This is a genomic window from Ruoffia sp. FAM 26254 (assembly GCF_045528545.1).
In the GTDB taxonomy this organism is placed as follows: domain Bacteria; phylum Bacillota; class Bacilli; order Lactobacillales; family Aerococcaceae; genus Ruoffia; species Ruoffia halotolerans.
In genome coordinates this window covers 1-24,703 of sequence record NZ_JBGQQY010000005.1, presented here as the reverse complement: position 1 = coordinate 24,703, position 24,703 = coordinate 1, and the positions used below count along the sequence as shown (strand labels likewise).

General features: G+C 36.8%; 21 protein-coding genes and 1 pseudogene. 4 read left to right on the top strand and 18 right to left on the bottom strand.

Features of this window, described 5'->3' with window-relative positions; genetic code table 11:
- Window positions 1–31 precede the first annotated feature (31 nt).
- From ACEN3Z_RS02365 to ACEN3Z_RS02345, 5 genes and pseudogenes are all read right to left on the bottom strand, one after another.
- Window positions 32–898 (bottom strand): DegV family protein, encoded by an 867-nt coding sequence (locus ACEN3Z_RS02365; protein ID WP_407089441.1) that lies wholly within the window; start codon window positions 896–898, stop codon window positions 32–34.
- 128 nt (window positions 899–1,026) lie between these two features.
- On the bottom strand, window positions 1,027–2,028 hold the full coding sequence (locus ACEN3Z_RS02360) for an MraY family glycosyltransferase (protein WP_407089440.1): 1,002 nt from the start codon (window positions 2,026–2,028) through the stop codon (window positions 1,027–1,029).
- Between the two features lie 31 nt (window positions 2,029–2,059).
- Window positions 2,060–2,887 (bottom strand): ammonia-dependent NAD(+) synthetase, encoded by an 828-nt coding sequence (gene nadE, locus ACEN3Z_RS02355; protein WP_407089439.1) that lies wholly within the window; start codon window positions 2,885–2,887, stop codon window positions 2,060–2,062.
- A gap of 3 nt (window positions 2,888–2,890) precedes the next feature.
- The gene (locus ACEN3Z_RS02350) at window positions 2,891–4,390 is read right to left on the bottom strand and encodes a nicotinate phosphoribosyltransferase (protein WP_407089438.1); all 1,500 of its coding nucleotides are present in this window, start codon (window positions 4,388–4,390) and stop codon (window positions 2,891–2,893) included.
- Between the two features lie 218 nt (window positions 4,391–4,608).
- Window positions 4,609–5,544, bottom strand: a pseudogene (locus tag ACEN3Z_RS02345) (2-keto-3-deoxygluconate permease).
- Window positions 5,545–5,694: 150 nt separating this feature from the next.
- On the opposite strand from ACEN3Z_RS02345, the gene ACEN3Z_RS02340 reads away from it, so the two are divergent.
- On the top strand, window positions 5,695–6,636 hold the full coding sequence (locus tag ACEN3Z_RS02340; protein ID WP_407089437.1) for a YdhK family protein: 942 nt from the start codon (window positions 5,695–5,697) through the stop codon (window positions 6,634–6,636).
- A 124-nt stretch (window positions 6,637–6,760) separates the two neighbouring features.
- On the opposite strand, the gene ACEN3Z_RS02335 is transcribed toward ACEN3Z_RS02340, so the two are convergent.
- The 5 genes from ACEN3Z_RS02335 to purR form a co-directional block, all read right to left on the bottom strand.
- Complete coding sequence (locus ACEN3Z_RS02335; RefSeq protein WP_407089436.1) at window positions 6,761–7,900, bottom strand: hypothetical protein; 1,140 nt, start codon at window positions 7,898–7,900, stop codon at window positions 6,761–6,763.
- Between the two features lie 255 nt (window positions 7,901–8,155).
- Entirely contained in the window at window positions 8,156–9,556 is a 1,401-nt protein-coding gene (locus tag ACEN3Z_RS02330; RefSeq protein ID WP_407089435.1) for a sugar transferase, read from the bottom strand.
- A 217-nt stretch (window positions 9,557–9,773) separates the two neighbouring features.
- Window positions 9,774–10,757 (bottom strand): ribose-phosphate diphosphokinase, encoded by a 984-nt coding sequence (locus ACEN3Z_RS02325; RefSeq protein ID WP_407089434.1) that lies wholly within the window; start codon window positions 10,755–10,757, stop codon window positions 9,774–9,776.
- A gap of 2 nt (window positions 10,758–10,759) precedes the next feature.
- Complete coding sequence (gene glmU / locus ACEN3Z_RS02320; RefSeq protein WP_407089433.1) at window positions 10,760–12,145, bottom strand: bifunctional UDP-N-acetylglucosamine diphosphorylase/glucosamine-1-phosphate N-acetyltransferase GlmU; 1,386 nt, start codon at window positions 12,143–12,145, stop codon at window positions 10,760–10,762.
- A gap of 108 nt (window positions 12,146–12,253) precedes the next feature.
- Window positions 12,254–13,108 carry a pur operon repressor gene (purR, locus tag ACEN3Z_RS02315; RefSeq protein WP_407089432.1) on the bottom strand — a complete coding sequence of 285 codons (855 nt, stop codon included), beginning with the start codon at window positions 13,106–13,108 and terminating at the stop codon, window positions 12,254–12,256.
- A 192-nt stretch (window positions 13,109–13,300) separates the two neighbouring features.
- On the opposite strand from purR, the gene ACEN3Z_RS02310 reads away from it, so the two are divergent.
- Window positions 13,301–13,693, top strand: coding sequence for a hypothetical protein (locus tag ACEN3Z_RS02310; RefSeq protein ID WP_407089431.1), 393 nt, complete (start codon window positions 13,301–13,303; stop codon window positions 13,691–13,693).
- Between the two features lie 222 nt (window positions 13,694–13,915).
- On the opposite strand, the gene ACEN3Z_RS02305 is transcribed toward ACEN3Z_RS02310, so the two are convergent.
- From ACEN3Z_RS02305 to ACEN3Z_RS02275, 7 genes are all read right to left on the bottom strand, one after another.
- Window positions 13,916–15,058: a mannitol-1-phosphate 5-dehydrogenase gene (locus ACEN3Z_RS02305; RefSeq protein ID WP_407089430.1), complete on the bottom strand. Its 1,143-nt coding sequence runs from the start codon at window positions 15,056–15,058 to the stop codon at window positions 13,916–13,918.
- A complete protein-coding gene (locus tag ACEN3Z_RS02300; protein WP_407089429.1) occupies window positions 15,058–15,501 on the bottom strand; it encodes a PTS sugar transporter subunit IIA in 444 nt (147 codons plus the stop codon). Before ACEN3Z_RS02300 ends, ACEN3Z_RS02305 begins: the two co-directional genes overlap by 1 nt.
- 15 nt (window positions 15,502–15,516) lie before the next feature.
- On the bottom strand, window positions 15,517–17,571 hold the full coding sequence (locus ACEN3Z_RS02295; protein WP_407089428.1) for a BglG family transcription antiterminator: 2,055 nt from the start codon (window positions 17,569–17,571) through the stop codon (window positions 15,517–15,519).
- Between the two features lie 26 nt (window positions 17,572–17,597).
- On the bottom strand, window positions 17,598–19,388 hold the full coding sequence (locus tag ACEN3Z_RS02290) for a PTS mannitol transporter subunit IICBA (protein ID WP_407089427.1): 1,791 nt from the start codon (window positions 19,386–19,388) through the stop codon (window positions 17,598–17,600).
- Between the two features lie 168 nt (window positions 19,389–19,556).
- Entirely contained in the window at window positions 19,557–20,390 is an 834-nt protein-coding gene (locus ACEN3Z_RS02285; protein ID WP_407089426.1) for a metal ABC transporter permease, read from the bottom strand.
- Window positions 20,351–21,043, bottom strand: a complete 693-nt coding sequence (locus ACEN3Z_RS02280; protein WP_407089425.1) for a metal ABC transporter ATP-binding protein — start codon at window positions 21,041–21,043, stop codon at window positions 20,351–20,353. The genes ACEN3Z_RS02285 and ACEN3Z_RS02280 overlap by 40 nt, the downstream gene beginning before the upstream one ends.
- A 27-nt stretch (window positions 21,044–21,070) precedes the next feature.
- The gene (locus ACEN3Z_RS02275; protein WP_407089424.1) at window positions 21,071–22,036 is read right to left on the bottom strand and encodes a metal ABC transporter solute-binding protein, Zn/Mn family; all 966 of its coding nucleotides are present in this window, start codon (window positions 22,034–22,036) and stop codon (window positions 21,071–21,073) included.
- A gap of 304 nt (window positions 22,037–22,340) precedes the next feature.
- On the opposite strand from ACEN3Z_RS02275, the gene ACEN3Z_RS02270 reads away from it, so the two are divergent.
- Complete coding sequence (locus tag ACEN3Z_RS02270; protein ID WP_407089423.1) at window positions 22,341–23,279, top strand: ABC transporter ATP-binding protein; 939 nt, start codon at window positions 22,341–22,343, stop codon at window positions 23,277–23,279.
- Entirely contained in the window at window positions 23,263–24,024 is a 762-nt protein-coding gene (locus ACEN3Z_RS02265) for a hypothetical protein (RefSeq protein ID WP_407089422.1), read from the top strand. The genes ACEN3Z_RS02270 and ACEN3Z_RS02265 overlap by 17 nt, the downstream gene beginning before the upstream one ends.
- A gap of 20 nt (window positions 24,025–24,044) precedes the next feature.
- Here ACEN3Z_RS02265 and ACEN3Z_RS02260 read toward each other — a convergent pair whose 3' ends face one another.
- Window positions 24,045–24,452, bottom strand: coding sequence for a YbaN family protein (locus ACEN3Z_RS02260; protein ID WP_407089480.1), 408 nt, complete (start codon window positions 24,450–24,452; stop codon window positions 24,045–24,047).
- Window positions 24,453–24,703 lie beyond the last annotated feature (251 nt).

Genomic DNA, 24,703 nt, shown 5'->3' with positions numbered 1-24,703 from the left:
CTAGTATTAATTCACTTAATGCTAGTCTTTTTTATTTTGGTAACTTTGGTAAAATTCCGATTCCTAATGAGTTTTTACCCCCATGCGTTCCAAGAACGGGGGTTAAGTAGCCTACTCTAAAAGACATCTCCGGATATTTTTCCAATATTAACTCTTTCACTTCTAAAGCACTGTCTTCACAGTCCCCATGTGCTAAGGTCAAATCAATACCATCTGGATATTTAGCCACAGCTTCATCCACTAGAGTTAGGTACCTTTGATAAACTTTTTTAGTTGTTCTAACTTTTTCAAACACTTTGACTTTCCCCTCATCATCAAAATTTAAAATCGGACGGATTTTTAAGGTACTTCCTAGAAAGGCACCGAACGAACTTAATCGACCACCTTTCACAATCGCATTCAAGTCTTCAATGACAACATAAATCTTTGCTTGTTCAGAGAACCAGTTTAATTTTTCTTCGATCGTATCCAAATCAAAACCAGCTTCATTTAATTCAATCGAATATTCTAACAGTCGCTCTTCAACGTATGACGTTCCCTTGGAATCAATCATTCGAATATCTAAAGACTTTTGATATTGCTCACTAATCATACGGAAAGTATTATACGTCCCACTAATTGCTGACGCTAGTGTAATGATAATTACTGAATCGAACCCTTTTTGAACAATATCATCAAAGGATTCACTTAATTTCCCTTGTCTAGGTTGCGATGTCTTCGGTAAATCTTCCGTTGATTCTAAGCGTTGATAAAATTCTTTCATCAAACTTAAATCCGTTGTATCGGTATATGCAGCGTCTCCCCAAGTGACTTCAAGATTTTGCACATAAACATCAGAACGGTTTCCTAGAGTTTCATTAATACTCGATGAACTATCTATTATATACGCAGTTTTCATATCTATCTCCTTCAAATGACTTGGTTGTATTTTAATCATTACGAATTGTAACAAAGAAACATTAACTATGTATGTATTATATGGCCGAAAAATGCAAAAAAACATCGAAAAAGCGATGCTTTCAGTTACTATTTATTATCAAGGCGCGACATAAAGACCGTCAGTAGTACGATGAGCCCTCCAGATAGAAAAATAAAGACCCAACGGAATTGATGATAAAGTTGCGAAAATATCGCAAATACTGAAAAAACAAGCGTAATCCCAATCATCAATATCACAATTTGCGGCACGGTAAAACCTTGACGAAGTAAACGGTGATGCAAATGATCCTCATCTCGCTCAACCATCGATTGTCCATTTAAAAATCGTCTCACTATGGCGTAAGAAGTATCAAATAATGGTACTGCATAAAATAAAATCGGCACAATCAGTGAAAATATACTGATGTTTTTTAAATTATACACTGTTAAGGTCGCGAACATGAACCCAATAAATAATGCTCCTGTGTCACCTAAATATATTTTGGCAGGAAACCAGTTAAATGGTAAAAAACCTAGAATCGATGCTGCTAATAAAACGAGCATCATAATGAGAGTGAGTCGAATTGACAGACTTGAAATGTAAATCATGACTGTCAGTGTCACTAAACTTGTTGTCGCAACACTACTGACTAAACCATCTAACCCATCTAATAAATTCATCGCATTCGTTACAAAATAGATCCAAGCAATTGTTAATACGTAACCTAATGAGTCAAATAACCAAGCCGGCACTTCAGCGATTAATACAGATGAAAAAGCCACATCCGTATAAAAATAAATGACATTCGCCGCGATTAATACCCCTAAAGTCTTCTGCCAAGGTTTTAAATCAAAGGTATCATCGATAATTCCAGTGATTAACACAATGGCAGAGGCTAAGAAGATATTCCATTGCGGACTGCTAAAAAGCAAGACTGGAAACATCGTAAAAAAGCCCAGCCAAAAGCTAGCAAACACAGCAATACCACCATAATTAGGCGGTTTCCCGTCTTTGTTAGGAAGTAGCTTTTGCAATATAAAAGTAAAACAAAAAGAAGCGATGAATGTCAGCAATATATTCCATCCGCCTACAGTTATGACTGCCAACATTCTCCCTCCTTTAACTCACAAATCTTTTAATTTATTTCCAAAAATCATCATAAACCGTAATAGGTAAATGGCGTTTATGACGTGTTCTGATAAACCAATCTTCAATGACTTTGGCATCTTTTTCAGCCACATCTTCCCCACGTAAGTAAGCATCAATCGCTTTATAACTCACACCAAGTGCATCTTCATCAGCTAGTTGTGGACGATTTTCTTCTAAATCGGCTGTCGGAACTTTTTCATAAAGTTCTTTGACAGCACCAAGTTCTTTCAACATTTCTGCTCCTTGACTCTTGTTTAAGCGCCAGAGCGGCAGAATATCTGCAGCCCCGTCTCCGAATTTTGTGAAGAAGCCTGTCACACCTTCAGCCGCATGGTCTGTACCAATCACGGCTCCTGCTAGTTGACCTGCAATGGTGAATTGTGCAATCATACGCTGACGTGCTTTGACATTCCCCTTATGATAATCATTCACTTCAATATTATTGACTTCAACAGCCTCAATCATTGTATTTGTGGCTGCTTCAATGTTAACCGTCATTGTTTGGTCGGCTTGAATAAATTCAAGTGCTAGTTGAGCGTCGCTTTCATCTGCTTGAACTCCATAAGGTAAACGAACCGCGATAAATTGATAACGTTCATCACCGGTTTCCTCACGCAATTCAGAAATAGCCATTTGAGCAAGTCTTCCTGCTAAAGTCGAGTCTTGTCCGCCACTAATTCCAAGAACATAAGTAGAGAGTCCTTGATTCTTTAATAAATAGTTTTTTAAAAAATCAACCGAGCGACGAATTTCTTTTTGGACATCAATCTCAGGTAAGACTTTTAATTCTTCGATGATTTCTTTTTGTAATGGGCGCATAGCTTACTCACCTTCCTTTGAAAGCTCTTCTTCTATCTCAAGGACATGATTGTCAACTTTATCACGAATATCTTTAATGCTACGCATCTTTTCATCGTATAAGTTTTGAGACAGATCGACTGGATATTGTTCTGGATTCAAGATACGTTTGTACTCATCCCATAAATCAGAGATATTATGAGCCGCATAGTCACGTATTTCGTCGACTGATGGTAAATCATACACACATTTACCGTCTTTCCAAACTTCGGTAAGTAGTGGACGTGCGGTAAAATCAACGACAGTCTTATTAATATAAGTATGAACCGGGTGGAACATAAAGAGTGACTCTTCTAAGTCTGGACGCTCTCCAATAAGTGCCACGTAATCTCCTTCTGATTTACCATCATGGTTACGTGTTATACGCCACACTTGTTTTATTCCTGGTGTAGAAATTTTGGCTGCATTACTTGAAATTTTCATTGTTGGCACTAATTCGCCTTTAGAGTTTTCGATACTTACTAATTTGTATACGGCACCTAAAGCTGGTTGGTCATAAGCTGTAATCAGTTTTGTACCAACACCCCAGTCATTAATTTTAGCCCCTTGCATACGCAAGTTCAGAATAGTCTTCTCGTCTAAATCGTTAGATGCTATGATGCGCGCATCAGGGAACCCTGCTTCATCTAATTGTTCACGAATACGTTTTGATTGATAGGCCATATCGCCTGAATCAATTCGAACACCGATAAAGTTAATTTTATCACCTTGTTCCTTCGCTACTTTAATTGCGGTAGGTACACCTGAACGTAAAGTATCGTATGTATCTACTAAGAACACCACGTTCTTATGCGTTTTAGCATAAGCAGTAAAAGCTTCATATTCATCACGGTACGCTTGAACTAATGAGTGAGCATGTGTTCCAGAAACGGGAATACCAAATAATTTCCCTGCACGCACATTACTTGTCGAATCAAACCCGCCAATATAAGCCGCTCTTGATCCCCAAATCGCCGCCGCTGTTTCTTGAGCACGACGTGATCCGAATTCTGCTAAAGAATCGTCTTCGTCAACGACTGATTTTAAGCGCGCTGCTTTCGTCGCAATTAAAGTTTGGTAATTCAGCATATTTAGAATGGCCGTCTCAACTAGTTGACATTGACCTAACGGACCTTCAACTTGAATCAATGGCTCATCTGCGAAACATAATTCACCTTCTCGCATTGAACGAATGGTTAAATTGAATTCCATATTCTCTAAATAAGTCAAAAATTCTTCCGGATATATTTCTAAGCTTCTTAAATAGTCCAAATCGCTCTGAGTAAATTTCAAATTATTGATATAATTTAAAATCCGCTCTAACCCTGCAAAAATAGCAAAACCATTCTCGAAAGGTATTGATCTAAAATAAGATTCAAAGACTGCTTTGCGTTGATCCATTCCATTCTGCCAATAGGTTTGTAACATATTAATCTGATACAGATCTGTATGTAACATTAAACTATCATCTTCAAATTTATACATAAGCATCCTCCAGTAAACTGTTTACTTCATTTCTTGTATATTATATCACATAACTAATAGTGTATTTTAACTCGCCACTAATTATTCGAGCATCACTTAAATTATTTTAAATATAGCATAAATAGACCAGATTTCATATATATTACACTTTAATGGGCTTTTATGAAGCAATAAAAAAACAAGAAACTTCCGAAAAAGTCTCTTGCCTAATAAAATCATTATGATAATTTATTCTCACGTGACGATAATTTAGCAACAATTGAAGGTGTAATCACGCTGGTGATGACAACTGCCATTAATGTTTCAGATGCAGCGGCAGTTATGTATTCTCCAAGAACCTCTGGATAAATACTTCCTAAAATTCCTGCTGTTGAAACTGATAATCCAGCAACTGTCATAAATGTCGCACCAACGGACCCATCATTGCCTAAGACATTGCGGTCAATAACAACAAAGATGACACTTACAATATAGAAGACAATTGTTACAATAATTCCTGCTCCTCCTGCTTGGAACGCTTCAATTAAGTTCATCCCGTAACCTAAGTTCCAACCCATTAACATCGTTTAACCTGGTAAAGCGGGCATGAATAAACTTCTAAAATTCGGATCAATATTGCCAAAGGCAATCCCTGCTGCCATCGGGATAAGTGTACTTAAAACAGGCGTCCAGTCCATGCCGCCCCCACTTGATATACCAAATACAATCATTGGAACTGCAGCGATACTGAATAGACCTGTGATACCGTAAACTGCTGTATCTTGTTCCGTTCCGTATTGTTACATTAATGATAAATACACAGCTGGGTTAATTGAACAAATAACAATTGTAAATGCTAAGGCATTAATTCCAAAAACTCCTGGTAAGCCAAAGATTGAAATATACAATAAACTTAATCCAACTCCAACAGCAAATTTAACTAACAATAGAACACCTTGACGTTTTAAAGCATATCCGATTTTCTTTAAGTCAATCCCAGTTCCCGAGCAAAAAACAATCGCACCAACGATTCCGTTCGTTCCTGAACCTCCAAAAATATGTTCAGTTAAACCACCTACTTGGAACAAGTTTGGCCAAAAAGTATATAAAATTGCACTAATCAACATTGGGACTAGAAAAGTTCCTGCAGGAACTTTTTTAATCGCATTTAACACTAAAATTTCAACTCCCCTTATTTATTGGAAATCCTATCATAGCATGTTTAACACTTGTAACTATTAAACATGCTGTGTAAACGTATTAATCATATTTTTTGAAATCGATTTAAATTTGTTTTATAGTAATAAATAGAGGAGATGTTATATATGAAAAAATACATTAGTAAAAGTGCAATGGTGCTCTCAGCAGTGTTATTATTCGGAGCATCCTCCGCAACAAGTTTAAATGGCGTATTTGCTCAAGACTCAGATACAGTAGACGAAATTTCTGAATCGATTGGTGATACGGTTGACAATGCATCTGAATCGGTTGGGGATACAGTTGATGACGCAGCAAGTGATATTAGCGATGCTGTGACAGGTGAAGAAAGTGAATCAACAACGGAAGAACCTGGAGAAATGACGCATGATGACGAAGGTCGCTTACCTGGAAATATTAAGATTGAACGCGAACCTACATATAAAGTAGGCGACGATGTTCAAATTAATGCAACACATATGCCTGGTATGGAAGGCGCTCAAGGGACAGTTGTTGCTGCCTTTGATACAACTGCATACGAAATCTCTTACACACCAACAGATGACAGTGAACCCGTAGAAAATCACCGTTGGATAGTGCAAGAAGAAATTGCTGAAGCAGCTGATCAAGAAGACGTAGACGCACCGTTTGAAGTCGGTGATGAAGTGACAGTTGAAGCTTATCATATGCCTGGTATGGAAGGTGCAATGGCTACAATCGATGCCGTAAATGAAACAACTGTTTACTTAGTTGATTACATCGATACTGAAAGTGGCGAAGAAGTCATTAACCACAAATGGGTAACAGAAGATGAGTTAGCAACTTTAGATGGCGCAGAAGAAACTGCCCCAGCTACATCAGAGTCTACTCCTGAATCATCAGAAGATGAAAGTGGAAGCGAAGAATCATCGTCAGAAGATGAAAGTGGAAGCGAAGAATCATCGTCAGATGAAGAATCTGGATTAGAGTCTGAGTCTACTCCTGAGGAAAGTTCAGATGAAGAATCAAGTGAAGAAAGTACACCTGAAGAATCTAGTTCGGAAGACTCTAGCAGTGAAGGAACTGAATAATTACGAATAACCCTATCCTCCCGTTTCGGGAGGATATTTTTTTTTACTTACTTTTACCCTAAAATTCACTGCAACAAAAAAATACCGCAAAGGCGAACCTTTGCGGTATTAAATCAATCATAAATTATTCTGCAGCTTCTGAGCTTTCTTCAGTCGTTTCTTCTTCTGACGATTCTTCAGCAGGCACTTCAGTTGTTTCTTCTGATGTTTCTTCAGCAGGAACTGATTCTTCAGTTGTACTTTCTTCTAATGATTCAGTACCTTCTGTTGCTGACTCTTCAGTTGAGCTAGCTTCATCAAAAGTTGGTGCTCCTTCTGGAACTACGATATCAAAGACTTCACCATGGTTAGCAAAGTTGAATTCCATAGAGAATGCTACATTAAGGTCTTCTGGAATTCCTTCAGTTGTTTCTCCCATATCAGCAGCGATTTCTTCCATGTTTGCTCTATCCAAACTAAAGTCCATTAACATATGAGTTAAGTAGTAAGTTTCTTTAGAGTAACGGAATTCCATCGTATCAACTAATTGGAACATGACACTCTTAGTTGCTTCCATTGAAAGATCCATTTGTTCTTCTAATGTTTGACGATCTTCTTCAGTAAATTCTTGTCCATTTGCTTCTGCTTGTTGAATCGTTTGGTCAATAGTTTCTTGTTTGATTTGTTCCATGTCTACGTGACTTTCAATATCTGCCCAGAATTCATCTGGATTAATATCTTGTTTTAAAGTCATCACGTATTCAGAATCCGTCTCACTTAAATCAAAGTATTTTTGAGTCAATTCAGGGTTACTCATTGTATCTGCTTGTTCTTGTATTTGGGCCATCATACTATCAAATTCGGCAGCAATTTGCTCTTCTTGAGCTGATACATCTTCAACAATCCAACTTGAACCATCAAATAAGTAAGCAATACCATCAATTATTGATGCTTGTCCTGCGAAATCTAAAGGCATTGTAGATGGGTTACCTTCTGCATCGGTTGTAACTAACTCACCCGTAACGTCTCCAGCTAATTCAAGTGCAAAAGCCTCTTCTACGTTATAACGGAAGTCAAAGTTTAATGCAGCATCGATAAATTGATCGGCAGAAACATTAATTGTTCCGTCACCTTCCATAGATACTACCTCTTGGTTTACCTCATTAAGTTGAGTTAGGACTTCGTCCCAGTTAGTGTCTTGAGCTGAAACAGTGGGTGCTACGACACCGAATGCCATTGTTACAGTTGTCAATAAACTAAAAAATATTTTAATAGATTTTTTCATTTTTTCACTATCCTTTCTTTACAGTTAATTATACTATATTTATCAATAGTAAGCCAAATGATATCCATTCCCAGTAAATAAAAACAAATAATCCACTGAGAATTTATCGATAACCTGATCTTTATTTAAACAATTTATTACTACTTTATCTTTAAACTTTCATCTATTATTCTTTATCCATAGCATTTGCCTAAAGATAAAAACAAGCATGGACTCATTCGAGCACCATACTTGTTCATAAAAGATTCATACTTTTTATTTCACGATAATAATTGTCTTCGCAAAATCTGACCATTCATCTTGTGTTGAAACTTCTTCCTCATCATCAACACCACGCGAACTCACTTTATCAAATAAGATTTTCACCGTTTGGAATAATAGTTTAAAATCAAAAGCTATGGAAAAGTTCTTAATATATAACAGATCAAAGTTCAGTTTGCTATTAAAGTCGGTACTATACTTTCCATAAACTTGCGCATAGCCGGTAATTCCTGCTCTTACGTGATGTCTTAAAGTATAATACGGATTTTGCTCCTTAAACTGTTCAACGAAGAACGGACGCTCCGGACGAGGTCCCACAAGCGACATATCCCCTTTAAGCACATTTAACAATTGCGGTAATTCATCAATTCGTGTACTTCGAATAAATTTACCGACCTTTGTCACACGCGTATCGTTTTTCGCCGCTAAAACAGGTCCTGAATCGGATTCTGCTGTCACTGACATTGAGCGGAATTTTAAGATATTGAAGTGTTTTTCACCTTTAGTAATACGCTCCTGCTTATAGAAAATAGGTCCTGGAGAATCAATCTTAATCGCAATAGCTGTTCCTAACATAATCGGCAAGGTCAAAATAGTTAAAACTAAAGAAACTAAGATATCAATGATACGCTTTAACATATTATCTTCAGATGGAATTTCAAAACTAGAAACTTCAATAATACTTTCATCTTCAAAGTTCATAATATTTGGATTAACCATCATTAAATTCTCAAATTGAGTACTTATAAATAACTTTTTATTCTGGCGCATTAAATATTCATAGATATCTAAACGTTGTTCTTCCGGTATATACCCTGTTAAATAAACAATATCCACATGATTCGCTAATTCCTCAACATGTTTTAAGTAATCTGATAAGACTACATGTGTCACTTTATGACGTTTGTTTTTCATTAATGAAAAGTTCCGAACTGCTTCAAGTGCCCGGTCCGATTCTCCAACAACTAAGATTTTCTTTTGCCCACGTAGTTGCTGGTAAAGTAAGTAAACCAATACATTAAAGATAAATAACACAAAGGTCCCAACAAATAAGTTCACTAGTAACACTGATCTTGGAAATGTTAGCCAGCTTCCCGCAAAAGTCAGAGCCATAATGTAAACATTCAGTACTAACTGACTTAACATCGTAAAGTAAAAAATATCTAACACACTCTTGTTATAGAAAACATAAGTACCAAATAGAAAGTTAATAATAATGTAACCGATAAATATCCATATATAACTATCTTCAAAAGCACTAAAGTTTCTAGCCGGTATATCGCCTAAAAATTTGATGTAAAATGATAAATAAATACACCCAATCGCCACTATTGAGCTTAGTATAACAGCACCAAAACGTAACAAGTTATTCCATTCATAGCGATGCTTATTCACGCAATAACTTCCTTTCTTTCATTATTCTACTATAAAATATTTCTTATATATAATGTTCTTTTTCTACCCTGTCTAATTCTATACAATTTCAATAGGAATATCAAAGAATTATTGCATATATAGCCCAAACTATCAATAGTAAACTGATTAGAATATACATTAAGAATAAAAAAGCACCAACAAGATCCCTCCTGTTGGCACTTTTCAATCATCATATTTAGTCAATTAATTTGAATTGTTCTTCAAATAAAGGACTCACTGAACGGTTTTCGTGGATACGTTTAATCGCTTCTCCCACAAGTTGAGAAACCGTCACTGTTTCAATTTTATCTAAATATTTTTCTTCTGGTAAAGAGATTGAATCTGTAATAATCACTTTTTTGATTGGTGATGCTTCTAAACGACTGATTGCTGGTCCAGATAATACTGGGTGTGTACAACAAACATAAATATCTTTTGCACCCTTTTCCATTAAAGCATCTGCTGCTAATGTAATAGTCCCAGCTGTATCAATCATGTCATCAATGATGACACACGTTTTCCCTTGTACTTCTCCAACGATATTCATGATTTCAGCGACGTTTGCTTTTGGACGACGTTTATCGATAATCGCAATCGGTGATTTTAAGAATTCGGCTAATTTACGGGCACGAGTCACTCCACCGTGGTCAGGTGATACAACAACAACATCATCACCTTCAAGATGGTTATCGATAAAGTAATTTGTTAATAATGGCGCACCTAATAAGTGGTCCATTGGAATATCGAAGAAGCCTTGAATTTGAGCCGCGTGTAAGTCTAGCGTTACTAAACGATCTACCCCAGCTTGAACTAACATATTCGCAACTAACTTCGCTGTAATTGGTTCACGAGGTTGTGCTTTACGATCTTGACGTGCATATCCGTAATAAGGGATAACTACGTTAATTGTTTTAGCACTTGCACGACGCAATGCGTCAATAGCAATTAATAACTCCATTAAGTGGTCATTCACCGGATACGATGTTGATTGTACCAAATAAACATGGTCTCCACGAATACTTTCATCAATATTAACTTTAATCTCACCATCAGCAAACTGAGATATATTAATATCTCCTAATTCTACACCTACTTCATCCGCAATCTTTTCTGCTAACGGGCGGTTAGAACTTAGTGCGAAAATTTTAAGTTTTGAATCAGAATATGGTTTCTCTATCATTATTAATCCTCCAGATTTTGTTTGTCCTTGAAGCGTTTCCAGTATTTGTCTTTGATCTCTTGACGTGACCTAGCAATTGCAAGTGCTTCTTCTGGAACATCACTATTAACCGTAGAACCTGCTGCAACGATTGCTCGGTCTCCTACTGTTACAGGTGCAACAATATTTGAGCCTGAACCGATGAATACGTCATTGCCAATTGTTGAACGGAATTTATTCTTTCCGTCATAATTTACAAATACAGTTCCACAACCTACGTTGACATCTGTACCAATATCCGCGTCCCCGATATAAGTCAAGTGTCCTGCTTTAGAGTTCTTTCCAACAACACTGTTTTTGACTTCTACAAAGTTTCCGATATGTGCCCCTTCTTTTAAGACACTCTTAGCTCTTAAGTGTGCAAATGGTCCCACAGTTACATTTTCTTCGACATTTGCAAATTCTAGCACAGATTGACGAATTTCAACATGGTCAGCAATATTTGATGATATAATTTCTGAATTTGAACCAATCGTTGAATGTGAACCAATCTTTGTATTTCCTTTAAGGGATACGCCAGATTCAATTAATGTATCTTGTCCAATTTCAACATCTGCTTCGATATAAGTTGCTGTTGGGTTAACAAACGTAACACCGTTACGCATATGTTTTTCATTGATGCGTTTAGTCATTAAGCGTGTTGCTTCTGCTAACGCGATACGGTCGTTAACTCCAATAGCTTCATCAAAGTTATCCATCGTAAAGGCTTTAACAGTATCGCCAGCTTCTTTCATAATACTAATCACATCTGGTAAGTAATACTCACCTTGTGCATTTTCGTTGCCGACTTTATCCAAGGCTTCAAATAACGCTTTATTATTAAAGACATATGTCCCCGTATTAATTTCTGTTATGGCTTGCTCTTCTTTGTTTGCATCTTTTTGCTCAACAATTCGTGAAACCTCTTTATCACTTTGTCTAACTACACGACCGTACCCCGCTGGGTCTTCGGCGATTGCCGTTAAGATTGTTCCTTTAGCATTAGATTCTTCATGGAAATCGAACAATTGATTTAATGTTTCTGCTGAAAACAAAGGAGTGTCTCCACATATTACAAGAGTACTTCCTTCTTCATCTTTTAATAGATCTTTAGCTTGTAGTACAGCATGACCTGTTCCTAATTGATCTTCTTGTAATGCAAATTCAGAATGATCAGCTAATACATCTCGCACTGTTTCTGCACCGTGTCCTACAATTGTTACAATTCGCTCAACATTACTTTGTTGAACTGCCCGTAATACATGCTCTACCATTGAGATGCCGTTAATCGTATGTAGCACTTTATATAACTCTGATTTCATACGTGTTCCTTTACCCGCTGCCAGTACAACGGCTAATCGCTTCTCCATATAAACACTCCTTATTTTAAACATTCTACTCTTAATAATTATAGCGATTATAGGCGAAGATATCTACCGTTTAATTTGACAATCCTAAATGAAACGACAAAAAAACGTTTACTCTGTTAATTGATTAAATAAACTTCCTGGTTGAACATCCAGTTCATAACCTCTCTCTTCATCGTTATAAACTAATTGAACACTAATGAGTGAATCGATTGGTAAAGTTAATTGGTTCGTTTCGTGTGAACGATTCTCACCAAGGACACAAACTCCGACCGCCGTCGAATCAAATTCTTCAAGTAGTGAAATCATCCCTTGCGCCGTTCCACCATTACGAAGGAAGTCATCTACGATTAAGACACGTTGATTTGTTTTCAGGCTATTTTTTTCTAATTCCATTTTCTTAACTGTTTGGTGTGACCCAGATACATAATTAACAGAGATGGTTGGTCCGATACCATCTGTTGAATCACGTCTCGCGATTACATAAGGAACGTTTAAATAGCGTGCAACAATCGTTGCTAGACCAATTCCTTTTGACTCTACAGTCATGACTACATCAATATCATTATGGATATAATGAGAAGCAATCAATCTGCCTACTTTACTTAACATGTATGAATCTTGCAAAATATCACTCATATGAATGTAATTACCTTGTAAAATTCGCTTTCCATGCGTAAATTTCTCAATTAAAGTATTCAACAACTCTTTCTGTTCTATAAAAGGAACTTTTGGATAGAAGATAATTCCACCCGCTGCACCCGGAAACGTCTTTACTTCTCCGAGTCCATTAATTTCAAAGACTTCTCGAACAAAATCAATATCTTCACTAATTGAAGATTTAGCGGCATTCAAAAACTCAACAAAATAAGACAAGTTAATTAACTGTCCTGGTCTATCTACTAAATAGTGGGAAATATACAACATACGTTGATTGCGTTTTGGTTTATAGTTTTTATCAGTCATAATGAAAGTCACCTCTTAAGCATATATTACCAAAACACAGACAATAAATATATATGCTTTAATTTTGTTCGTGTTTAATTATTTCCTTTGTTCGTGTATTTTTCTTTCTCTTAGGGAGCCAACTTATACTATGTTAAAATATAGTCAATATTAAACTTCACGTGATTAACGTACAAAAGGTAGGTAAAGTAAATGGCAATTAAAATCACTCGCCGAACGGGTTGGTTATTCAATATGGGTGCAAAATTAAACATTAAAATTAATGGAGTTGTCGTTGGCAAATTAGCAGATAATAGCTCAATAAACATTGACATCTCAACGCCAAAAGTCCAGTTACAAGTATCTCAATTCGGGGGTTTACGTAGTAATAAGCTCCCAATCTTAGATGGTGACATTGTCACAATCACTGCCTCATCTTTTAGTTCCTTTAGTTTTCTTGCGATCATCTTGTTAATGTTAATATCTGGCTCACTTTCCGAAACACATTGGACACGGTACTTGGCGACTATTGCACTCTTAGGTTATGGAATTAGTCATTTTATGATTCCTGGCTATCATTATCGGTTAAGTAAACGACACTTGTAAGATTTCTTAACCGATATTTTTTTAGCGAAACTTGAGCCAAATCGCTAATTCATTTGGCCGGAGTTGGCGCTACTCATGACAAACCGTTATCCCATTTGGCCGGAGTTGGCGCTACTCAAGACAAACCGTTATCCCATTTGGCTCAAGTTCACCCATTTACAATAACAGCACAAAAAAGATCACCGGACTGAGTCACGGTGATCTTTTCGTATTTATCTATTTTTATACATTCGCAACAGCTGCTACAATACGGTTTAAAAGAACTTCATCTTCAAGTTCTGTTATTGTACGCGCAACTTGCTCCACTGATTGTTCTTTTAACATCGCTTGTAAATGTTCGCTCTCTTTATCTTCTAGATTATCGTAATGGAAAATCATTCCGACAACTTCCATTAAATTTTGATACTCTAAATCGCGTTCTTTAGCTTCGCGAATTGGACGAATAAAGCGCTCATTTGGTCCTAATTTACGAATCGGAGTTCTCGCCACTCGAGAAACATCATCCGAGATATAAGTATTTTCAAAGCGGTTTACAATTTTATTTGCATAAGCTTCGTGTTCAGTTGCATCAAAATCCCATTTGTTAATTAATAATGCGCCTGTTTCTTTGAGTACATTTTGTAAAAGGTTTAAAATTCGCTCATCACTGATAGCTTCATCAATTGTTTTGTAACCATAGAAAGCACCAGCATAAGCTACAGTAGCGTGTCCTGTATTTACTGAGAATAGTTTACGCTCAATAAAAGGCTCTAAATCATCAACATATAACACACCTTCTAGGCGGATATCTTTTGCTTTCGCTTTTGTTGAGTCAATCACCCATTCGCTAAATGGCTCGACCGATACGAATAGTGGATCTTCATGTTGTTGATTCGGCACAATACGATCTACCGCTGCATTCGGGAAGCCAACATATTGTTCCACATAAGATAAGTTATCTTCTGTTAAGAACCCTTCAACTTTCTCACGTAAAAAGTCTGATCCACCAATCATATTCTCACAAGCAATCACATCAATCGCTTCTTTAACATCTGCTTCTTGACGCGCTTGAATTCCTTGAGCGATTAATTCGGCAATGTAAGGGAGAACATTAGGTCCAATGGCCGTTGTCACAATGTTTGCTGATTTGATTGCTTCAACAACCGCTTCAGGTTCTTTCCCATTGTTTAAACCATTAACATTATCGATATGAATTGTTTCGCCATCTTTAGCTGCATAGCCAATGTCATACTCTTTACGTTCTTTTAAGGCATCAATAATCGTCTCGTTAATATCTACGAAATCAATATGGAAACCATTTTTAGATAAAATCTCTCCAATAAATCCGCGTCCGATATTTCCTGCTCCAAAATGTACTGCTTTCATTATTCTACTTCCTCCTCAAACATCGCGATAATCTCTTCAGCTGAATCTGCATTTGCTAAACGCACGACGTTTTCAACATCTGAACAGAAGACAGCAATCTTAGATAATACATCTAAATGCTCATTACCTACTCCTGCAATTCCAAAGATCATCATAGCCATCTTCTCTTCGTCTTCACCTGGGGCAAAGTTCACACCTTGAGGTACTTGAGCAATCGTAATGCTTGTTTCTTTCACAAACTCTTTCCCTTCATCGGTGCCGTGTGGAATGGCCACAAAATTCCCCATGTGAGTAGTGACCACTTTTTCACGGTCTAACATTGAATCAATGTAACTTTCTTCAACCGCTCCATCCTCAACTAGTAAAGTTCCAACCGCTTTAATTGCCTCTTCCTTCGTCGAAAATGTTTGATTTAATAATATGTTTTTTGCTTTTAATTCCATACTTCTCTCTCTCCTTTAGTGTAAATGTTGAACTTCCTTCACAAAAAGTGAACTGATTAACTCGCGTATCTCTTCTAAAGTACCATTTTCATAAATGACTGTATTAATATCACTTTCAATAATTGATGAACTAATTAAACCTAATAATTGTTGTTGATAAACTGTCATCTTTTCAGGAGCAATCATCAATAACATGCGTTTTAACTGAATTTCTTGCCCATCCATCCCAACAAGAGCAAATGATTTGTCTAATTCATAAATACTGAAGTAAGGCTGCTTCACCCAATGATTCGAACTATGGAACAAGGCAACACTTGATTTAGGAATCCCAATCGGTGCTTTTAAGTAACGTTCATTCACTTTACGGCTCACTTTAGCTGCATCTGCAATAATGTCTGAATCCAACTCTTTAATTATTGCCTTTAAGGTTAACTCTACCGTCGCCTCCGCCTCAATTTGGGTTAGATCAAGCTGATCTAAAATGTATTTTGCATCCGCTAAATAATCGTACAATTGATCAAAAGACAAATTTGTATGCTGTGTTATCTGGCTCTTGCTATTATCGTCAACTTGAATGCTTGCATGAATATCTTGACGAATCGCCGCGATTTCTTTATCAGTTAGAAGTGGTGATATGACACGGTAATCCCGGTCCATCCCGGATAAATAAATTGTCGACAAAATCAATTGATACTTAGAAAAATCGACTAATTGGAGTCTTGATAATTGAATCACTGTTACCGAATTAATTTCAGGTAAGTAGCGTTTTAATCTACTTTCTAAAATTTTCCCGGTACCAACCCCACTTGAAGAAACAACAATCGCATTCACTTCGCGTTGAATGCTTGGATGCCTTTCTAAGCTCGTTGCGAAATGTATCACAACATAAGCTTTCTCATCATTCGTCAGTTCATGACCTGTGAAGACTTCTTCCCAAGCCATATCTAATGCCACAGCGAGATTTGGATATTCTTCATTGATTCGCTTCAAGACAGGAGTATCTAATTTGTAATCGAGTAGGACCGGTCGTTTTAAAGTGGCTTGAATATGTGCCACTAAGTCATAAAATAGACTATCATCATATCGGAAATCATTCCCCGTATGTTCAGTCACTAAACGAATTAACTCTTTCACTTGATACGTTAATTGCGAATCAAAGGTTTCAAAAAAGATACTTTGACTGGTCTTATAATTTAAACCTTCAAGCTGTAGAGCAATAAAATGTCGTTCATCCAAATCAATGGCTAGGGCCATTTCTGAGGAAATATAACCAAATATCTCATGCGACAAATAAATAATATCTTGAGAAATCGCTTTGGCTGGAATGGCTTCATTAATTGGATGTCCCGTTTGAATTCGGTCAATCGTCAAAGCTAAGATGATAATCACATGTTGGAGTTGATTGTCAGTTACTTTACTAAATTGTTGGCTCGAATCATGATTAATAGCTTCATTTACAAAGCGCAAAGATTCTGGCGTCAAACAAGACAGAAAGTAATCATTAAACTGATTTTCAGAATCTTCTTTTAAAGTGTTTAAATACTTGAAAAAATCATAGTCCTCCACACTTCCATAGATGAGTTGACTCGCAATCTCACGACGTTTGCGTTCGCTCGCAATGACCGTGAGCCCTTGAAATTTAACCCGGTCAATATACACACCGAAACGCTCAAGTTCCTCTTCAACATCATCTAAATCGCTTTGAACCGTACTTGGACTCACTCGTAACTCTTCTGCTAAAGCTTCCATTGTCAAACTATCACTAAGTAATAGTCTTAATGACAAAGCCCGTTGACGTTCTTGAATCGTCATTTCGCTTGGCTGGGCATCTTCAATCTGTCGTCCAAGCGAATGAATCTTCTCTTCATCGCCTTCTAATTGGTAACCCACGCCTCTTTGGTTAATAATAGAAACGTTAGAATGGGCCAAAGTTTCTTCCAGACTCGATAGTTCACGATACACAGTCCGACGGCTTACGTCTAATAGGTCAGTCAATTCTTTTACTTTGACACCACTCGGTGCGTTCAGCAAAATTGACATTATGTGTCTTTCTCGATCTGTTAAGAACATTTTACCCCTCCTAACGTTAGTTGTGTTTATTTAAAATATTCAATTAACTGATTGTAATGACTTTCATTTAATAGTTTATCATAAGTGTCGACCATCACGTTAGCATATTGCTGACGAACTTTTTCGCCCACTTCTGGTGTCGCAATTACTAAGTTTGAACTATCATTGCTTAAGTCATTAATATCTTTTGCTTCAACCGGAACATTGATGCCATTTTTCGTAAATTGATTACGTAATTGTGACGCTGCCATTGTACTTGCCCCAACTTTTCCGTCATAGGCAACAAATACTTGCTTCACTGCACTATAATCAATCGGTCCAACTGAAGTCGCTGTTGTTTCTGGCTCGCTAGCCATAACCGGTTCGCTAGTTGCCACTGGCTCATCTGATTTTTTGTACATATCATTTAAAATCTCATCGTAACGATCGCCATCTAAGAAGTTCTCAACTGATAAGTGAGTCGATGATGGTGATTGTTTGCGCGCACGATTTGTTAATTCTTCTTGAGTAATGACTAAAGTTTTCGAATCATCTTTTAAGTTATTAATCGCTGAATTCGTTACTTTAATATCAATTCCTTGAGATTTCACTTTCTTACGAAGTAATGAAGCTCCCATAGCACTTGACCCCATTCCGGCATCACAAGCGAAGATAATTTGGTCAATCTCTTCAAAGGCTGGTGCAGAATCTGATAATGCTTCTACATCTGTACTTTGACCTTTTGAAGATGCTTTTGCTGCTTGAGTCGCTGCTACTTGTTCTTCAAATGTATCATCGACACCGGCTTTACGATCTGATTTAATAATCACACCTGCAATTAAGAATGACACAATTGCTGAAGCTATCACACCTGCATAAACGCCTAAGTGACTACCTTGAGCAGTCATCGCTGTAATCGCAACAATTGAACCTGGTGACGCTGCGCCTGTAAGACCAACATCAAATAGAGAGAATACGAATGTCCCTGTCATACCCCCAGCAATGACTGCTAAGAATAATAATGGTTTCATCATAACGTATGGGAAATAAATTTCGTGAATCCCACCTAAGAAATGAATAATCGCTGCACCCGGTGCTGAACCTTTTGCAGATCCTTTACCAAGGAACATGAAAGCAAGTAGTACCCCTAAACCTGGTCCAGGGTTAGTTTCTAATAGATATAGAATTGATTTTCCTGCTTCAGCTACTTGCTCAGAACCAAGAGGTGTAAAGATACCGTGGTTCAACGCATTATTTAAGAATAAAACTTTCGCTGGTTCGATAAGAATATTTGCTAATGGTAGTAAGCCTGCTTGAACTAAGGCTTCTACCCCAACACCAATCATTGACGTTAAACTAGCAACAACTGGTCCAACAACCACAAAAGCAATTAATGCTAATGCAAATCCAATTAAACCAGATGAGAAGTTATTGACTAACATCTCAAAACCAGATGGAATCTTATCTTGGTATCTCTCATCAAATTTCTTGATTAACCAACCACCTAAAGGTCCCATCACCATTGCACCAATAAACATCGTTACATCTGACCCAACAATCGCACCTACTGTTGCAATCGCACCTACGACCGCTCCGCGATCACCATGTACCATCTTACCTCCAGTGTACCCAATTAAGATTGGAAGTAAGTAACTTAACATTGGCCCAACTATCCCAGCAAAATCTTCATTCGGGAAATATCCATCCGGAATGAATAGGGCTGTTAAAACACCCCACGCAATAAACGCTCCAATATTTGGCATAACCATACTACTTAAGTAACTACCGAGTTTCTGGACTTTTGCTTTCAGCCCTGCATTATTTTTTGTATTATCCACAACGACGCCTCCTTAATTTAATTTGTATTCAATTATTATAATATAGACTTTTTGGTAACGCTTCAATAGCAAGCAACTAGGAACTTTGGCACACTTCTTTGTGACAATGACACACTCTATATAAAATGACACAAAAAAGCCAAACTCTCACGCGCTTAGCTTTAAAGTTTACGATGGATTATTCTGTTTACGTTTGCGTAAAGTCACAAAGTAAGTAGCCAACGATACAATGACAAAAATCACGATAAAGGCTAATGTAATCGACGCTCCTGGCGGTGTATCGTATTCATAACTCGCAAATATACCAGCAAATATCCCAATTAAATTAATGATAATACCTATAACAATTGTCTTCCCAAAGCTATCTGATATTTTAATAGCAGTTGCAGATGGGATAACGACTAATGCTGAAACAAGTAATGCACCAACAATTGGCATCATAATACTAATCGCAACCCCTGTAAATACCGAAAAAATAATTGAAATGAATCGAACTGGCAGTCCACTAGTATAAGCAGTCGCCTCATCATAACTCATCACATATAGTGTTCTTCTAAAGATTAGATAGAAGATAACAATAGTGACTGAGAGTCCAACTAGAATTTTCACTTCACTTGGTGAGATCAATAAGATTGAACCAAATAAGTATTGATCAATTTGGAAATTACCTGAGTTTGAGTTCAAACTTACCAATACTAAGGCTATCGCCATTCCAGCTGACATCATAATTGCAACGGAAATCTCTGAGAAGGTATTGTAAATTGTTCTCAAGTACTCAATGATAATTGATGCACCGACAACAAATAATAAAGTAGAAAGTGTTGGATCTACTTGAAGGAACATCCCTAAGGCTACTCCTGCTAAGGAAATATGTGATAAAGTATCGGCTAATAATGACTGTCTGCGTAAAATTAATAATAAGCCAATAATCGGTGTAATAAAGGAAATCGCAACACCCGCAACTAATGCGCGTTGGATGAAGTCATACTGAAGCAACTCCATGGTGTTCCCACCTCTCTGACAAGTCGAATCTCACGGTCAAAAAAGCCATCCAGTTCATTATCCGCATGTGTTACCATTAGGATCGCTTTCCCATGAACTTTAGATGTATGACGTAATAATTTATAAAAAGATTTTCTTGAAGCAACATCCATCCCAGTTGTTGGCTCATCGAGTACAAAAAAGTCTGGATCCACCGCAAATGTACGAGCCAAATTAATTCGTTGCTTTTGACCGCCAGATAATTCCCCAACTTTACGACCTCTTAAATGATCCATCCCGACGGATTTCAACGCTCGGTCTACATATTCATAATCTGTGGCATCGAGTTTTTTGAACCAACGTCCTTTAGGGTAACGACCTGATTCAACTAATTTTTGAACGGTACTGGGGAAACCAGCATTGAAGGACGTCACATTTTGTGGGACATATCCTATAGATAACTTCTCTCCAAATTGGTTTAGTTTTGAATAGATGACTCGACCAGTGGCTGGGTTTAACAAACCGAGGATATTTTTAATTAAAGTTGATTTTGCTGCACCATTTTCCCCAGTTAAGATAACAAATTCTCCGGGTTCAATTGTAAAGTTAATACTGTCTAGCACTTTTTCGTCATCATAGTAAAATGATAAGTCATGCACTTCTAATAGAGACATAATGTTACACCTTTCTAGTTGTACGTTTTATTTCGTTAATTGAGCTAAGTTCTCTCTCATTATACTGAAATAATCCTCACCTTGCTCAATTTCTTCTTCTGTAATGAATTCCAATGTTCTTAATGGTCGTAACTCTGCACCGGTTGCTTGGCTCACTGTTTCTGAAATAGTCGTTGATGTCGTCGGGTCAATATAAATAACTTGAACGTTTCTTTCGTTCACTACTTTGGTCATTTCAGCTAACTTTTTAGCACTCGGTTCGGCATTATTTGCTAAGCCACTAATGGCTAATTGTTCTAAATCATAAGCGTGAGCTAAGTATCCGAAAGCCTCATGTTGAACGACAATTGTTCTGTTCTTCAAATCAGCTAAACCAGTTTCAAATGCTTCATTCAATGCTGTTAATTCTTCAGATAGTTTTTCGGCATTCTCAGTATAAGTTGCTTTATTCGCTGGATCGAGTTGAATTAAGGCATTTTTGACATTTTCTGCCTGTTGAGAATAAAAGTTTGGATCTAACCACGTATGTGGATCAAACTCATGCGAGTGACCTTCTTCGTGGTCATGTTCATCGCCGTGATTGTGTTCCTCTTCATGACCTTCCTCATGATCATGTTCCTCTTCTTCATGATTATGATCACCTGATAATAGGTCAATGCCTTCCGTTGATTCAAGCACTTGAGTTGCCGCTTGATCAACAATCCTTAATAAATCACTGACAAAAAACTCCATCTCATCATCTTGATAGATGAATAAATCCGCCTCTTGAACTGCCACAGCATCTTTTGCCGTAGATTCATACGAATGCGCATCTTGTCCACTTTCTAAAAGCATCTCAACATTAATAGCGTCTCCACCTATTCGGCTCGCTAAGTAATACATTGGATAAAATGTAGTCATGACCGTCTTTTTGTCTTGGGCATGAATGTTGGCTCCAGGTATAATTAAAGCGAAAGCAATAACAAATAAAATAAACTTCTTAAATAATTTCATAATGATCAACCTCTCTTAAATGTAATGGTTACTATTTAGGCTTTCACTATACTACTCCCGAAGTTTGCTAAAGTCAAGACCATTAAACATGACAATTTAATCATATGAAAAATGTATAATTCTATGTGTTTCTCTTCGTATTTATTGTTTGACGGTGTTATTATGTATGAAAGGATAAAAAACCGTTTGAATAGTTCACATATTTTTCAATATACAACTAGAGTCCTATGAAAAGCGTACTCAATTCGCGTATATTTAAAGAGAAATGATCGCATAAACCAAATGCGAATGAGAGGATAAGAAAATGAAAAATTCGCTAGTATTAGAAGTAAACAATGTATCTAAACAATACGGTAAACAACAAGCGTTAGAACACTTTAATTTAAATGTGAGCAAAGGTGAAATTGTCGGTGTCGCTGGTCCCAATGGCGCTGGAAAAACAACTTTATTTCGAATTATTACCGGTATGACTCCCGTTTATGATGGGGACTTAAAATTATTTGGTTCCTTAGATGCGGCAGGTTTAAGAGAAAACCGCAAGTATTTAGGTACTATTATAGAAGACCCTGCCTTCTTTCCGGAAATGTCTGCCAAACAAAATCTAGAATTCTATCGGATTCAACGAGGCATTAAAAATAAGAACCGCATCGATGAATTATTAACACTTGTCGGGTTAGCAGATGTTGGAAACAAGAAATTCAAAGGTTTTTCTTTAGGTATGAAGCAACGTTTAGCCATTGCCTTAGCTCTAATTCATGAACCGGAACTGCTTGTATTTGATGAGCCAACAAATGGTCTCGACCCTGCAGGTATTATTCAAGTGAGAAAGTTATTACAAAAATTAGCTAAAGAAACAAACTTAACGATTCTAGTCTCTTCACATATTCTTTCGGAGTTAGAAAACTTGGCGACCCGCTTTGTAATCTTAAACCATGGCAAGAAAATCGATGAGTTCACCAAAGAAGAATTACAACAACGTCTGCAAAGTTACTTTGAGTTTAAAGTAGATGACACTGGCCGAGCTAGCCAACTGCTTGAAACAGAGTTAAATACAACTGAATTTGAAGTGACAGCTGAAGGGATGATCCATGTATTTGACCCAAATATTGAAGCCAGCGACATTGCTGATACCTTTGTAAAGAACAATCTGAAACTTTCTCATTTATCGCGTAACTCCCATAATCTTGAAGAGATGTTTATTAATTTAACTGAGGAGGCGCATTCTAATGATGAGATTATTTAAAGCTGAATTATACCAACTTTCAACCCGCCTTGCACCTAAAATTTGGTTACTTGTTGGTTTATTACTGGGTGCAGCCATTCCGTTAATTTTTTATCTCGGAACTTGGGTAGAAGAAGGCATTCGCCCAATTATTCAAGTCCTTCCGGCAGAGTCTTTAATTTACTTTGCCTTTATCCCATTAATGACAAGTACCGCAATTTTCCTATTAATCGGTCTAGGCAATACGGCTTTTCATGACGAAACGCGAAACCGCACTTTAATTAACACTGTGAGTACAGGGCACTCTCGAATGAAGATTTACTTAACTAAATACTTAAGTAGTCTATTTTTAGCTGTTTGCTTTTTATTTATTACTATCACCGGGTTTGCTATTGCGGGTTCTATGATTTTCAATGGTGGCATTTCGATTTATTATGAGATTTTATTTATGGAGACTGTTTTAAGTTACTTACCAATTTGGTTAATGTACTTGGCACTTTTTCAAATCATATATTTTTTCTCAACGAGTAATGCTTTGATGAATTTAACGATACTAGGTATCGTTGCCTTACCTTTAATCTTACAGCTTTTGGCATTGCGTTTTGATTTTATCGAAATGATTGAACCTTACATCTTCACCCAATTAAGTCCGGATAATCCAATCATGATTCAAGGGATTGATTTCACGCCATGGTTAGCCTTGATTTATTTCGCTATCTTTATGTTTATTGGGATCAGTCTATTCAAACGACGTGAAATAAAATAGAAAACACGATCCACTTCGGATTAATTTCCGGTGTGGCTCGTGTTTTTTTCGTTACACTGATATGATTCTTCTCTATCTGGTACGACTAAGAACAAGACAGACAGAATGCCCAACATTAATAAAGCGAGTATAATTTTTACAAATATAATTGGTGCGAAATAAATTGATACGCCCATTAAAATCACGATATTGACAAGCATTTTGTATTTCTTTTTACGTGGAATAGATTTAGTTTCAACGTAATCTGAAACGTAAAACTGATACATTTTAGTTTGTTGCAACCAGTTTGTAAAGCGTTCGGAGCTTCGTGCAAAAAAGAAACCGGCTAATAATAAAAAGGGAGTCGTCGGCAATACAGGTAAGATAGTCCCAATAAAACCTATCACAAACGTAATAAACCCACAGATGATGTAAATATATTTTTTTATCAATTTATATCCCTCCTTTTTATTATTCAAGATAGTATCACTGTACACTTAATCACAAACTTTTTCAAAGATTCTTTTGAATTTATACAAAAAAAGTGATTGTGTCCAACATATTGGAAACAATGGTTCTTGAATTTTTGGTGTTGGTGAGAGAAATCTCACTGACACCTTTTTTTGTATGTACACAAAAGCCAGTGAATTCCTATATAATAAAGTTACCATACATTACTAAAAGGAGAATTCACTTGGCT

Excerpts from the sequence above, each read along its gene's own strand:
- ACEN3Z_RS02280 (WP_407089425.1), bottom strand. The coding sequence starts at position 21,043 with ATGTCTCTATTAGAAGTGCATGACTTATCATTTTACTATGATGACGAA.
- nadE (WP_407089439.1), bottom strand. The coding sequence starts at position 2,887 with ATGCGCCCATTACAAAAAGAAATCATCGAAGAATTAAAAGTCTTACCT.
- ACEN3Z_RS02340 (WP_407089437.1), top strand. The coding sequence starts at position 5,695 with ATGAAAAAATACATTAGTAAAAGTGCAATGGTGCTCTCAGCAGTGTTA.
- ACEN3Z_RS02305 (WP_407089430.1), bottom strand. The coding sequence starts at position 15,058 with ATGAAAGCAGTACATTTTGGAGCAGGAAATATCGGACGCGGATTTATT.
- ACEN3Z_RS02350 (WP_407089438.1), bottom strand. The coding sequence starts at position 4,390 with ATGTATAAATTTGAAGATGATAGTTTAATGTTACATACAGATCTGTAT.
- ACEN3Z_RS02310 (WP_407089431.1), top strand. The coding sequence starts at position 13,301 with ATGGCAATTAAAATCACTCGCCGAACGGGTTGGTTATTCAATATGGGT.
- glmU (WP_407089433.1), bottom strand. The coding sequence starts at position 12,145 with ATGGAGAAGCGATTAGCCGTTGTACTGGCAGCGGGTAAAGGAACACGT.
- ACEN3Z_RS02300 (WP_407089429.1), bottom strand. The coding sequence starts at position 15,501 with ATGGAATTAAAAGCAAAAAACATATTATTAAATCAAACATTTTCGACG.
- ACEN3Z_RS02325 (WP_407089434.1), bottom strand. The coding sequence starts at position 10,757 with ATGATAGAGAAACCATATTCTGATTCAAAACTTAAAATTTTCGCACTA.
- ACEN3Z_RS02275 (WP_407089424.1), bottom strand. The coding sequence starts at position 22,036 with ATGAAATTATTTAAGAAGTTTATTTTATTTGTTATTGCTTTCGCTTTA.
- ACEN3Z_RS02285 (WP_407089426.1), bottom strand. The coding sequence starts at position 20,390 with ATGGAGTTGCTTCAGTATGACTTCATCCAACGCGCATTAGTTGCGGGT.
- ACEN3Z_RS02360 (WP_407089440.1), bottom strand. The coding sequence starts at position 2,028 with ATGTTGGCAGTCATAACTGTAGGCGGATGGAATATATTGCTGACATTC.
- purR (WP_407089432.1), bottom strand. The coding sequence starts at position 13,108 with ATGACTGATAAAAACTATAAACCAAAACGCAATCAACGTATGTTGTAT.
- ACEN3Z_RS02265 (WP_407089422.1), top strand. The coding sequence starts at position 23,263 with ATGATGAGATTATTTAAAGCTGAATTATACCAACTTTCAACCCGCCTT.
- ACEN3Z_RS02335 (WP_407089436.1), bottom strand. The coding sequence starts at position 7,900 with ATGAAAAAATCTATTAAAATATTTTTTAGTTTATTGACAACTGTAACA.
- ACEN3Z_RS02365 (WP_407089441.1), bottom strand. The coding sequence starts at position 898 with ATGAAAACTGCGTATATAATAGATAGTTCATCGAGTATTAATGAAACT.
- ACEN3Z_RS02270 (WP_407089423.1), top strand. The coding sequence starts at position 22,341 with ATGAAAAATTCGCTAGTATTAGAAGTAAACAATGTATCTAAACAATAC.
- ACEN3Z_RS02295 (WP_407089428.1), bottom strand. The coding sequence starts at position 17,571 with ATGTTCTTAACAGATCGAGAAAGACACATAATGTCAATTTTGCTGAAC.